General features: G+C 51.6%; 7 protein-coding genes. 5 read left to right on the top strand and 2 right to left on the bottom strand.

Going from position 1 to position 13,624, the window contains the following annotated elements; genetic code table 11:
• The first annotated feature begins 226 nt into the window (after positions 1-226).
• From ACYVB1_RS15965 to ACYVB1_RS15955, 3 genes are all read left to right on the top strand, one after another.
• The gene (locus tag ACYVB1_RS15965) at positions 227-1,537 is read left to right on the top strand and encodes a glycoside hydrolase family 88/105 protein (RefSeq protein WP_460924797.1); all 1,311 of its coding nucleotides are present in this window, start codon (positions 227-229) and stop codon (positions 1,535-1,537) included.
• Between the two features lie 176 nt (positions 1,538-1,713).
• A complete protein-coding gene (locus ACYVB1_RS15960) occupies positions 1,714-3,045 on the top strand; it encodes a rhamnogalacturonan acetylesterase (protein WP_460924784.1) in 1,332 nt (443 codons plus the stop codon).
• A gap of 7 nt (positions 3,046-3,052) precedes the next feature.
• Entirely contained in the window at positions 3,053-4,936 is a 1,884-nt protein-coding gene (locus tag ACYVB1_RS15955; RefSeq protein ID WP_460924783.1) for a rhamnogalacturonan lyase, read from the top strand.
• Positions 4,937-5,643: 707 nt separating this feature from the next.
• Here the strand turns inward: ACYVB1_RS15955 and ACYVB1_RS15950 are convergent.
• Together ACYVB1_RS15950 and ACYVB1_RS15945 are read right to left on the bottom strand one after the other, a co-directional pair.
• Positions 5,644-6,999, bottom strand: a complete 1,356-nt coding sequence (locus ACYVB1_RS15950) for a TolB family protein (RefSeq protein WP_460924781.1) — start codon at positions 6,997-6,999, stop codon at positions 5,644-5,646.
• Positions 7,000-7,029: 30 nt separating this feature from the next.
• A complete protein-coding gene (locus ACYVB1_RS15945) occupies positions 7,030-8,355 on the bottom strand; it encodes a glycoside hydrolase family 88/105 protein (RefSeq protein ID WP_460924780.1) in 1,326 nt (441 codons plus the stop codon).
• A 285-nt stretch (positions 8,356-8,640) separates the two neighbouring features.
• Between ACYVB1_RS15945 and ACYVB1_RS15940 the strand changes: the two genes are divergently transcribed.
• Together ACYVB1_RS15940 and ACYVB1_RS15935 are read left to right on the top strand one after the other, a co-directional pair.
• A complete protein-coding gene (locus tag ACYVB1_RS15940) occupies positions 8,641-10,083 on the top strand; it encodes a glycoside hydrolase family 28 protein (protein WP_460924779.1) in 1,443 nt (480 codons plus the stop codon).
• A 100-nt stretch (positions 10,084-10,183) separates the two neighbouring features.
• A complete protein-coding gene (locus ACYVB1_RS15935; protein ID WP_460924778.1) occupies positions 10,184-13,141 on the top strand; it encodes a DUF6298 domain-containing protein in 2,958 nt (985 codons plus the stop codon).
• Positions 13,142-13,624 lie beyond the last annotated feature (483 nt).

Genomic DNA, 13,624 nt, shown 5'->3' with positions numbered 1-13,624 from the left:
AGCACTCCCCGAATTTCTTACTACTTTAGGAACAACACTTTAGTAACCAGAATTGTGCGCCGTGCCTGGTTCTGGAAAAGAGAAGAGATTTACCTCAAAAAATATACTGATGAAAGCAGTAGCAAATAACTTAAATGCTGTAGCATACAGCAACAACCATAGTGGTTTCAGTGCTAAGGTCAGGAAAGCACTTCTGACCTTAGCACTGCTGACTGCAGGCCATACCATGCAGGCGCAGACAAACCCTGCCAAAGTCTCGGATGTGACAACGCCGCTGCACGCCATGCAGCCTGACTACCCTACCCCCTATGGAACCACCACAGTGGCAGACGTCACGAAGGTACTGAACCGGGTGCATGCTTACCTCGACGCCGCTACGCCCGCCCGGATAATAGACGAGAAAACAGGAAAGCAGGTAACAGATCTCAAGAAGCTAAACAGCAACTCTAAACTGGAGCAGGGCGACTTCCGGCTCACCAGCTACGAGTGGGGCGTGACCTACGCGGGCATGCTATTAGCTGGTGAAGCAACCGGTGATCCGCGCTTCACCAACTACACCGCACAACGCCTCAGCTTCCTGGCAGACCTGGCTCCCTATTACCGCAACGAGATGAAGAAGAATCCTAAGGTAGAAACGCCGCTCCGGCAGGTGTTGGCGCCGCATGCCCTGGATGACGCAGGTGCGATGTGTGCTGCCATGATCAAGGCCAGCCGCTATGGCGTTACAAAATCGGACCTGCGCCCCCTTATCGACAACTACATCGACTATATCAGCAACAAAGAATTCCGGCTTCCGGACGGTACGCTGGCCCGAAACCGCCCGCTGCCCAACACTATTTGGCTCGACGACCTGTTCATGAGTGTGCCGGCGCTGGCGCAAATGGGGAAACTGACAGGCGAACGCCGCTACTACGACGATGCCGTGAAGCAGGTGGTGCAGTTCTCAGAGCGCATGTTCAACAAAGAGAAAGGACTGTACATGCACGGCTGGGTGCAGGGCATGGAGCCGCATCCGCAGTTTCATTGGGCACGCGCCAACGGCTGGGCCATCATGACACTGGTAGAATTGCTGGAAGTGCTGCCGCAGGACCACCCGGGCTACCCAAAAGTAATGGACCAGTTGCGGGCACATGCCAAAGGCCTCGCTTCTTACCAGGCCGGTGAAGGCTTCTGGCACCAGCTCATCGACCGCAATAACTCTTATCTGGAAACCTCAGCCACCGCCATATACGCCTACTCCATTGCCCGCGCTATTAACAAGGGTTGGGTAGATAAGCAGGCGTATGGCCCAATGGTATTGCTGGCTTGGAATGCAGTGGCTACACAAGTAAACGACAAAGGGCAGGTGGAAGGAACCTGCGTGGGTACCGGCATGGCCTTTGACCCTGCTTTCTATTTTTACCGCCCAATCAATGTGTATGCGGCTCATGGCTATGGACCGGTACTCCTCGCAGGTGCTGAGATTATCAATTTATTGAAAGGCAGCAAATACGAGATAAACGACAGCTCCGTCCAGTTCTCCTCCAGGAATCAATAACAGAACCCGTTACCACATCCCGCATGAGGCAAAGCTTTTATCAGCAAACAAGGCATCAGTTTTTAAGGCAGGCAGTGTTTACCAGCACTGTCTGCTGCTTGCTGTTAGGCTGTAAAGCAACGGACACAACCGAGGCAAAGTCAGGGCTTCAAGCTTCTGCACAGACTGATGCTGGAATGGTGATGGCCGAACCTACTACTCCCAAGCCTGCATCGCTACCCGACTACGCCGCGGCGAATACAGCGCAAGGAATCCTGAAAAAGTTTGACTTTGGCTCCGGTGCGGTGCAGGCAGGTTTTCAACAGGTGCTTCCATCTGATACGTACACTCCAGCACGTGGCTACGGCATCATCAGCAAATCTCCAGTAGAGGCTGTCAACCGGGAAGGAACGGATGCTTTGCGCAGCGACTTTATCTCCAGCAAGGAGCCTTTCTACTTTGCCGTGGACCTGCCGGAAGGAAACTACGAAGTAACCGTGCTGCTGGGCGACCCGCAGGGCAGGTCTACGACTACCGTAAAAGCAGAGTCGCGCCGCCTGATGCTAGAGAAAATAGAAACGCCCGCTGGTAAAGTGGAAGTGCACACGTTTATGGTGAACGTGCGCACTCCCCGCATTAATGCGGAGGAAAACATCCGGCTAAAGCCCCGCGAAGTGAATTACCTGAACTGGGACGATAAATTGACGCTGGAGTTCAACAACACCCGCCCCTGCGTGGCTGCTATCGAAATCAGGCAGGTAAACGATGTGATTAGCATGTATCTGGCAGGAAACTCTACAGTGGTGGACCAGGAATACGAGCCGTGGGCAGCATGGGGACAAATGATTCCCCGCTTCTTCAAACCCGGTGTGGTCGTCACTAACTATGCCGAATCCGGTGAATCACTGAAAGCTTTTGTCGGGGAGAAACGCTTGCAAAAGATACTCAGTGTTATCAAGCCAAACGATTACCTGTTCATTGAGTTTGCCCACAACGACCAAAAGCCGGGAGGCTCTCATGTGGAGCCCTTCACCACCTATAAAGACATGCTGAAGCACTACATCGCTGAAGCGCGTAAGCGGGGCGCGATACCGGTGCTGGTTACCTCCATGCACCGCCGCAACTTCGATGCGCAGGGCAAAATCATCAACACGCTGGGCAATTACCCTGCGGCCGTGCGGCAGACCGCAGAAGAGGAAAAGGTAGCCATGATTGACCTGAACGCCATGAGCAGGGAGTTCTATGAAGCCATGAGTCCTGACAAGTCTAAGAAAGCCTTTGTACACTACCCGGCAGGTACCTTTCCAGGCCAGAAAACAGAACTTAAAGATGACACCCATTTCAGCACTTATGGGGCTTACCAACTAGCCCGGTGCGTGGTGGAAGGCATCAAAAAGAACAACCTCAAACTCGTGGATTACCTACGGGAAGATGTAAAGGCTTTTGACCCTGCCCATCCAGACCCGGTGGAAAACTGGCAGCTCCCGCAGAGCCCGGATGTAACGGTAGTGAAGCCAGACGGCAGTTAAAACATTTATGATGAAAGAAAGTAAAATAGCACTCCTTTTAAGCCTGTTCCTGTTTTTAATTTCGTCGCAGGCAACTGCGCAGCGACAGATGGAATACCTCAACAGGGGAGTAGTAGCCGTGCACACAGGTAGCGATTCTGTGTTTGTTAGCTGGCGCCTACTCGGAACAGACCCGGAGGCAACAGCCTTTAACCTGTACCGGAAAACAGGCAATAAGAAGCCTGTAAAACTGAACAGGAAGCCCCTGACCGAAAGCACGAACTATACTGACACAGGCGTGAACCTCAACCAGGCACCCTCCTATTTTGTGAGGCCGGTACTAAATGGAAAAGAACAAGCTCCTTCTGAGTCCGCAATAGTATGGCGCCAAAACTACCTGACGATTCCATTGCAAACACCTGAAGGCTACTCCTCCAACGATGCCTCTGTAGGCGACCTGAATGGTGACGGACAGTACGAAGTCATTGTGCATATGGTGGGCAGAAGCCGCGATACACCTGCCAAGGGCTTTACCGACGAACCAATCTTTCATGCTTATACCCTCGAAGGAAAACTGCTCTGGAAAATAAACCTGGGCAAAAATATCCGGGAAGGCGCGCACTACACACAGTTCATTGTGATAGACATGGACGGAGACGGCATTGCGGAGTTCGCCTGTAAAACGGCTGATGGCACGATAGACGGCACAGGCAAAGTGATTGGCGACGCCTCCAAAGACTGGCGCAATGCCGACGGTAAAATCCTGCAGGGCCCGGAATACTTCACCGTGTTTGATGGCAGAACCGGTGCCGCGCTGGCCACCGCTGATTACATACCAGGCAGAGGAGATTTGTGCGGCTGGGGCGGTGTGGGAGGCAACAGTGGCAACGACTGCGACGGCAACCGGGTAGACCGTTTCCTGGCTGGAGCCGCCTACCTCGACGGCAAACTGCCCAGTGTGCTGATGGCCCGCGGCTACTACGGCCGTTCGGTTATAGCTGCCTGGGATTACCGTAATGGCAAACTAACTTCCCGCTGGGTGTTTGATTCAGAGAACGGTGAAAACCCTTTCTCCGGACAAGGTAATCATAGCCTGAGTGTGAATGATATAGACAAAGACGGCAAGGACGAAATTGTTTATGGTGCCATGGCAGTAGACCATGATGGCGCTGGTATCTACTCCACCGGTCTCCGCCATGGCGATGCTTTACACGTCAGTCAGTTCGATCCGAATAACCCGGACCAGCTGGCGTGGGGTATTCATGAAAACGAAACAAATGCAACGGGTCTGGGAGTAGCGCTTTACAACGCCCGCACAGGAGAAATTATCTGGGGCGCTGAGGAAGGACAAGACGTAGGCCGCGGCCTGGCTGCTGACATTGACCCACGTAATCCCGGCGCAGAAATGTGGTGGAACGGCGACAAAGGCCTATATAATGTGAAAGGCGAAAGAATCAGCAAAAGCCCTAAAGCAACCAACTTCGCTATCTGGTGGGACGGTGACCTGCTGCGAGAGCTGCTCAACAGCAACTACATCGATAAGTGGGATTACGAAAAGGAGCAACAGGTGCGCTTACTCACAGCAGAAGGCGCCACATCGAATAACGGCACCAAAGCCACGCCCGCCCTAAGTGCAGACCTGTTTGGCGACTGGCGCGAGGAAGTAATATTCAGAACAGAGGACAATCAAAACCTGCGCATCTATACCACCACCATTCCCACCAACCACCGTCTCTACACCCTCATGCATGACCCGCAGTACCGCCTGAGCATCTCCTGGCAGAACGTGGGCTATAACCAGCCGCCGCACACAAGTTTTTACCTCGGGCACGGTATGCAGCAGCCCCCGCGCCCGGATATTGTAGTCCCGGAAAAGACTGATAATAAACAGAAAAGCACGAAGCGTTTGTAGTTATGGCTGTCGCCGGTATCCAACCGGTGACGTACAGTGGGTGCTAGTCTCCAGACTCGCTTGTGTTTACCGGGTCAAACCACCCCTACCCCCAGTGCTTTTAACTTAAGCCCTTTTTTGTCATTTCGAACGCAGTGAGAAATCTGAAATATTGCGGGGTCATGAAATAACCCAGATTTCTCACTGTGTTCGAAATGACAAAATAAAGCTTAAGTTGACGGCATTAACCCCTACCCCTCCGTGTCCAAGTAGGGGAACCGGCTGCTTCATTTGCGTGGGCCTTTTTCCAAAGTAAGGTATTGACTGTTAAATACTTAAATCAACCTGCACGGAGTGAATCAGTTTCCAGTCTTTGGGTTGAGTACCTTGTAAATTTCCGGTGCCGAACGGAGTGAGGCAGCCGTAAGGCAGGAAATATACACAGCGCGATGCCCTTATAGAGGGCCCCTACCCCCAAGACGAGGCCTCTCGGCCTAGAGAGCACAGTGCAATAGAAATGAAACAGTAGGTCTGATGCCGCTGGATAAGCTGAACCCACGCCAGCTTAGACAAACCTTACATGAAACTCCAGCTTCGAAAGTAAGCTTGTGCAGCAATGTCTTTGGTTCTAACTTTTTAAGAGAATTAACTCACAGCCAGAGAATAGATAAAGGCACGAGCTGCAAGCTCGCGCCAGCGGGGCCAGCGGGATTACTTCCATTCCACTCCTACAACCCCTTCGGATGCAGCGGCACCATCATGATATCGCTATCGGTCAGCATACTGGAGTTGAACAGCACCCATTTCCCATCCGGACTGATGGATTGATGCGCATGAGCCTGGCTGGAGAAAGGGCTTTTGGTGTTGGGGCGGTGGCCGGTTGTGAGTAATGTGGCGTCGCCTGATTCTATATTCAGGCGATAGATGTTGCCGTCAAAAGAATCTCCAACAGCCCATTTTAAATCCTTTGTTCCGGCCGAGTGCCAGTACCCGCCAAGCTCCTTCGCCTGTCCGAGTAGTTTGGCTTCGTTGGTGCGGATGTTTAACAGCATGATGCCTGTTGGGTTCTTCCGAAGCCGGTCAATATGGCCCATCAGGTTGAAAAGAACATGATCGGGACCGGCAAAGACTTCGTGCGTCACCCACTCATCCGGCTTTTCATTGTAGACAGGACGGTTTGTCACTTTCCCTTTTTTATCTACACTTAATACCCACATCCGCTGCGGGGCATCGCCACCGGTTTCCCAGCAGTACATCATTTCACCTGACACAAAAGGGTTCGCCTGGAAATGGCCTGTCCTGAAAGGCACTTCTGCCAGTTTGGTGGTTTTGTTGCTGTCAAAGTCCACGCTGTAAATAGCAGAGTGGTCGTTATCCGCCCTTGTCGAGAAGAAGATTCGTTTATCGTTCATATCCAGGCAGGTCCCTCCTGGCTGAAGGTCTGCAGGAATGGTGGCCACTACTTTTTCATAGCTGGCAGGTTCCTTTACCTTTCCCCGTTCACTGTCAGCGAGCAAACCGGCGAGGTTCACTTCAACAACCTGATTGTCCCGAATCCGGAAGGCGACATTTCTTTTATGTCCTAAAAGAAGGTCGCCCCGGTTGTTACCCGTCGTCACCTGCACAATCTCGTGGTTGTCCATGGAGATAGCGTAGTACTGCCGGACTCTCTGTGGTGTTTTGTCGCTGGCAAACGTGACGTTGCCACCTGCCGACGTATTGCGGTTTGAACTGAAAACAATGTATTTTCCATCAGCTGTCCAGTTGGGATGGTCCTGGTAAATTTTCGAGCTGCTGTGCCGCGATGTGGTAAGGGCCGTAATCGGAACACCAGTTACAGGATCCGTAATGGTCAGGCTTTCTGAGGGAAAACGCTGCCCAAAGATATCGGTGCCTGCCATGTCGAAGGTCTTGTCTACATGCGCCCTGTCGGAGTAATCGATACCCTCCACCGTTTGGGCGTAGCTAGCCGGAATAAGACACAGGGTACAAATACCAGTCAATAATACTCGGGCACCAACCTGCGACGGCGCATCTAGTATCTTCCGCTTCCATCTATTTAACTTATTACAGCTCGTTTGCATGATTTAATAGTTATGGTTTAAAACCGCCCATTAATTAATTCCCTTCCGCCACTCACCCGTTTCTATATCACGGTATTTTAAATGAGCCGGCGGGTCCACGTACTTCGGCAGGCCCAGCATGGCTACGCCTGCTCTCATGACAGGTCCCTCACCCATCGGTGTGTTCACGTCGGTGGGGCGCTTATAGTAAAAGGTCAGGGATGGCATGATGCCGGTGCCGGTGCATACATCTGTCACATTACCCTCTGTGCCAATTTTTCTTAAAATTCCACTCCAGCCCTGCTCCGCCACATAGCCATAGTCAACAGGCAGCCAACCATTTTTCACTCCTGTCGCCATGCCAAACACATACATGGCTGTTGCTGAAACTTCTTCGTAGGAATCTATTTTATCTATCAGGTTATGCCACAAGCCTGATTCACTTTGGTAGCGGGCAATCCCATCGGCCTGCCGTCTGAATATTTGCAGCAGCTCACTTCGTTTTGGGTGATTTTGAGGAAGTGCCGCGAGTAGATCGGCCTGTGCCATAAACATCCAGCCATTGGCTCTTGCCCAATATGCCACACCATGCTCCTCTGTGTCGGAGTGGTAGCAGTGGTAGTATATGCCTTTGTCGGCGTCCCAGAGGTAGTTTGAAAACTGTATCACCTGCTGCGCCGCGTCGTCAAAATACTTTTGCTCACCGGTAAGCTTCCCCATCCGGGACAGAAACGACACACTCATAAACAAGTCATCCGCCCAGATGGTCATTTCGTGTGGCCACAGGCGGGCTATTGTGCCGTCTGGCAGGCGAGGCTCCTGCTCCATGATGTGTTTCGCCACGGCATCAATGTATTTTTTATACTCCTTGTTCTTCTTTGGCTGCTGCTGGTATACTTCTATCAAACTGGCTCCCATGGGACCGTTATCATCGAGCCGGACACCTCTGAAATACATGTACCAACTCACATCCCTTACTCTGTTTAAGCCATTTTCCTGCTTCAGTGCTTCGTTGTACAGCTTCTCAAAGTAGGGCAGGTTTCCCTGATTAAAGACAAAATCAAAATTCCTGTAAACGAAATTTTTATACTGCTCCTGATTCAGCTGCTCTGCCAATTCCAACATGGCAATATTGAGCACTCCATTGGTATAGTGCCAGTCGTTATACTGGCTTTCCACTTTCACGCGTGCAGTGGCAGGTAGCTTCTTTGTGGAGGTATAGGTCTGTTTCGTTTCCGGGTTAATAAACCTGTACGTTGTGCTGGCCAGGATTCTGTCCGCCATTCTGCGGAGGGTAGCCGCTGTCTGTGCCTGATCCTGCGCCAGGAGCGAAACCGGCAAGAAAAAGAGTAAAAAAGCTAGTTTATTGATTTTCATTTGATACTGAATGAGTATGGTATGCAGTTTTAGTTAATAGAAACGTAATATAAACCCTCTTTTCGACAGGACTATCCTGTGGTATAGGGTGCCTGCAATATTGGTTACCTGAGGCTCCGTAGAGCTGGGAAAACGCCTCTTCCGTTCCTTCGCCTTTCCCCGTGCAGGATAGAGCAGGATAGAAATCCGGGTGTTAGTCCCTACATTTAAAAGAGACAGAAGAACCTGCTTTTAGCAACTACTAAAAACTAAAACAGGAACAAAACAGATTACACGCCTTACCTTATGAGATATAAAAGCTTTATCGCCTTATCCCTACTATTAGCATTTTCTTTCGCCCTTTTCAGCTTCCATTTAAAACGAACAAAAGATGAACTGCCAGAACTGGCATGGCTGAAAGAAGTGGGCGCTAAGAAGATGCCAACTAAAAAGAAACTGTATGAGGTAACGAAATACGGCGCTGTAAACGACGGGAAGACGCTTAACACAAAGGCCATTCAGGCAGCCATTGATGCCTGTGCAGCCAAAGGGGGCGGCATTGTCACCTTCAAGCCCGGCAATTACCTCACCGGCTCCATCTATTTGAAGAAAGGGGTGCACCTGCGGATAGACGAAGGCGTACAGATTTTAGGAAGCCAGAACCTGGCGGATTACCCGGAAATAGATACCCGTGTGGCAGGCATTGAAATGAAATGGCCTTCCGCTCTTATCAACGTGCTGGACCAGGAGAATGTGGCTATCACGGGTAAAGGTATTGTGCATGCCCAGGGAAAACCCTTTTGGGACCTTTACTGGAACATGCGCAAAGAGTATGAGCCAAAGGGACTTCGCTGGATTGTAGATTATGATGCCAAGCGCCCGCGCACGCTGCTGGTTTCAGAGTCGTCTGACGTCACCATTAAAGACATTACCATGAAGCAAGCCGGCTTCTGGACGATTCATATCCTGTACTCTGACCATATTACGGTAGACGGCGTGGTGATACAGAATAACATCGACGGCCACGGCCCCAGCACTGATGGCATCGACATTGACTCTTCTTCTTACATACTCGTGCAGAACAGCGACATCGACTGCAACGACGACAATTTCTGCCTGAAAGCAGGCCGCGACTGGGATGGCCTGCGGGTGAACCGCCCTACAGAATATGTGCTGATACGCGACTGCATTTCACGCGCCGGTGGCGGGCTTATCACCTTTGGCAGCGAAACTTCGGGCGGTATCCGGCATGTGCTGGCGCACAACCTGAAAGCCAAAGGAACCGGTGTGGGCATCCGTTTTAAATCGGCCACTACGAGAGGCGGCACAGTAGAAAACATTTACATGCAGGACATTGAGATGAATGGCGTCGGTGTTCCCATTGAAGTGTCAATGAATTGGAACCCGAGCTACAGCTACTCCACTTTACCGGAAGGCTATTCTTATGAAAGCATACCGCAGCACTGGAAAACGATGCTGCAGAAGGTGGAGCCGGAAGAACGGGGTATTCCAAAGTTCAAAGACGTGTATATCTCCGACATCAGGGTAAAAGATGCTAAAAAGGCTCTTTCTGCTGCTGGTATTCCGCAGTCTTCCGTAGAGAATTTCCACCTGAATGGTATCGAAATAGAAGCTGCCACCGCAGGAGAAATAGCTTATGCCAAAGACTGGACATTTGATGATGTGGACATCGACACGAAAGATGACAGCAAGATAGAAATCAAGAACAGCACGAGCGTTAACTTTTGATCCTTATGCTGCTGAACCTCCTATGTATAATATAATCCGATTCGTTATACCACAGGTACGGCAAGTACCTGTGGTATTTGCTTTCTGCTTGTTAGCTTTCATGGCACATCTTCCGTTGCAGCAGGTACAGGCACAAGCTGTTCCGGCTGGCGCAGTTCTCCCTGCCATCGATTTTTCGCATGCAGGCTATGGAGGCGGAGGTGTTCCTTTGCCTGATGTGCCAGCAGTACTTACAGTGCGGCCAGGTGGTAGCGACGACACCCGCTTATTGCAGGCTGCGCTGGATCATATCGAAGGCTTACCTGTACAAGCGAATGGCTACAGAGGAGCATTACAGCTGGCAGAAGGAAAATTTCTTGTTTCTGGTCAACTCCGCTTAAGTGCAGAAGGCGTGGTCTTACGCGGAAGTGGAAACAGGAAAACAGCCATCGTGGCCACTGGAAAAGGTAGGCGCACCCTGATTGAAGCGGGAAGCAGCGAAGTTCCTGAATCGGGTACTCCTATTCAGGTTACTGATAACATCGTGCCGGCGGGAAGTTATACGCTAAGCCTACAGGCTGTACAAGGATTACGCGTTGGTGACCGCATCACGATTACCCGCCCCAGCACGAAAGAATGGATAACTGATTTGGGCATGGACACCCTAAAAGGTGTGTTCCCGGATTTACGTTTTCACTGGGTACCAGGCTCCAGAAACCTGGTGTGGGACCGCACGATTACGGCTATTAATCCGTCTACAAAACAAATTATAATCGATGCCCCCATCACCACAGCACTGGAACAGAAATACGGATCAGGTGCTGTAGCAAAAGTCATATCAAATCAACCGCTGCAGCATATAGGACTGGAGAACCTGGTGCTGGAGAGTGAGTTTGATAAAGCAAATACTAAAGACGAAGAGCACGCCTGGTTTGCTATCGCCCTGGATAATGTGCAGGATGCATGGGTTAAGGGTGTTACTGCGCGGCATTTTGTTTCCTCAGCAGTACGGGTTGGTTCAAGAGCGCGCAGGGTAACGGTGCTGGACTGCCGCAGTGAGCAGCCCGTATCGGAAGTTGGAGGCTACCGCAGGCATAGCTTTCTTGTAGAAGGGCAGCAGGTGCTTGTGCAAAGGTGTACTGCTGATGCAGGCGTGAATGACTTTGCCATTGGTTTTCTTGCTGCCGGCCCTAACGTTTTCCTGAACTGCACCGCCCCCAACGCACTTGGCCCCAGCGGCTCCTACGAAAGTTGGGCATCCGGTGTACTGTATGAGGATGTGCACATAGATGGCGCTGCCCTCAGGCTCACTTATGATATGGATCGCGCACAGGCAGGCGGCTGGACAGCAGCCAACAGTGTTATCTGGAACTGCAAAGCAACCAAAATCATCGCGAAAGGGCCTCCACAGGCACCCGTAGTAGTCGTTACCTCTCCCGAACCGCTCTACACCAGGCAGCTCACAAAAAGACTGGGTAAGCAGGCGCTGGCGGCTCTAAGCACTTCATCTTCCAGAGCTACCGGAAACACAGCAGCGGCTATAAAAGAGTTTACGCTACAGGACGTCCCTTCTGCTCCAGTTGAAACTTCACAGGAAAATCCACCGCTTCGAATCATTAACGGGCGATTCGTAATCGGAGATAAAGTAGTTTGGGGAGGTGCCGTGAACGATGCCTGGTGGCTGGGGCAGACTTCGCCCGGAAATGCCCTGGATGCCGGTGTCAGCATTACGCGCTTTGTTCCGGGGCGCACTGGTCCGGGGCTGACGGAAGACCTGCCAGCACTGGCTGCCAGGGTAGCGGCACAGGGCACACCCTTTTACCAGAGCGGTCCCGCCATCTGGTACGACCGCCGCCGTGACGACCACTCTATAGTTGAGCGGCCTGATGCCAATGTGTGGGCGGCCTTTTACGAACTTCCCTGGGCACGCAGCGGAAAAGGCAAAGCCTGGGACGGGCTGAGTCGCTACGACGTGTCCACGTACAACCCCTGGTACTTCGAGCGTGTCCGTGAATTTGCCCGCCTCTGCGATCAGCAGGGCCTGGTACTGTACCACCACCTGTATAACAACCACAACCTCCTCGAAACCGCCTCCCACTGGATTGACTTTCCCTGGCGCCCCGCCAACAACATCAATGAAACAGGCTTACCGGAACCTCCCCCGCTGGAGACCCGCGACCGCGTGCACGTAGCCAACCAGTTCTATGATGCCACCAACCCAAAGCTACGCGAACTGCACCGGGCTTATATCTTCCATGTGCTGGACCAGCTGGGAAAATTCGACAACATTATCTTCGGCTTGAGTTTCCAGTATTCAGGGCCGTTTGAGTTTCAGAAGTTTTTTCAGCAGACAGTAGCGGAGTGGGAGCAAAAAAACAACCGCACCGTACGGCTCGTGCTGGATACCAGCAAAAACGTAACGGATGCCATTCTCGCAGATCCGGAGCTGGCCAAACAGGTGGCTGTCATCGACATGCGCTACTGGCACTACCTGCCTGATGGCACTTTATGGGCACCGCAGGGAGGTCAGAACCTTGCCTTCCGGGAAATGCACCCAAAGGAGTTTGGTGACCCTACCACACCAGAGCAGGCCTACCGGCAGGTACGGGAATACCATAGCAAATACCCTGATAAAGCGATTGTGGCTTGGCATAGCGGTGCAGGACCTGTCCCGGCGCTGATGGCTGGCGGTGCCCAGGTGCTCATGCGGAATCCCACTGCCGGACACGGACAGGGAAGAACAGTAGACCGGCACCCGCTGGACACTTTCGTACAGCAGCACTTAGCAGAGAAACTCATGCATATGCAGCCGCAGGATGGCGTCCTTGCCAACGGACATAAGAACTGGGTGTTGGCTGATGAAGCACGCAGCACTATTCTTCTTTCTTCTCTTTCAGGACAGAACATGAAGCTACTGCAAAAGCTGCCGAAGAAGACTTTTACAGGTATCTGGTTTAACCCGCAAACTGGGGAGACACGTTTGGCTGAACTACCTAAATCATTTAAGAGAGGCACTTCAATGCAGAAGCCCAGTCAGGAGCACTGGCTTTTACTGCTGAAGACTGAGAAGGAGTTGTAGATTGCTTTTACCTGCTTCCCTCTTGTAAAGCTATTAGAATACCAAATCTCATCAAGTCTATTCCATGATGCCAATGTTATCTCTGATGTCCTGAGTCAAACCACCCCTCCCCCTCCTGGGGGTGCAGGGGCCCCCTTTAGAGTTCAAGGATGGGAGTCCGCTTCTTCTGGTCGCCCAAGTCCTTTCCTGTTGTTAACGCTTTACTGATGTAATCTATCAGTACGGAGTGAATGTGTTTCCAGTCTTTGGGTTGAGCGCCTTGTAAATTTCCGGTGCCACGCCAGTGGCAGCCGAAAGGCAGGAAATATACACAGCGCGATGCCCGAAGACGAGGCCTCTCGGCCTGGAGAGCACAGGAAGATAAGATGAAAAAGGCTGTGAATGAGTCGCTGGATAAGCTGTTGCTACGGAAGCTTAGGTAAGCTCATACTATAAAAGAAACTTTAGGATAATGAGTGTAATATCTTATCAACTGAACACTGC

The sequence above is a fragment of the Pontibacter brevis genome (assembly GCF_054779655.1).
This window is presented reverse-complemented; position numbering and strand designations above follow the sequence as displayed.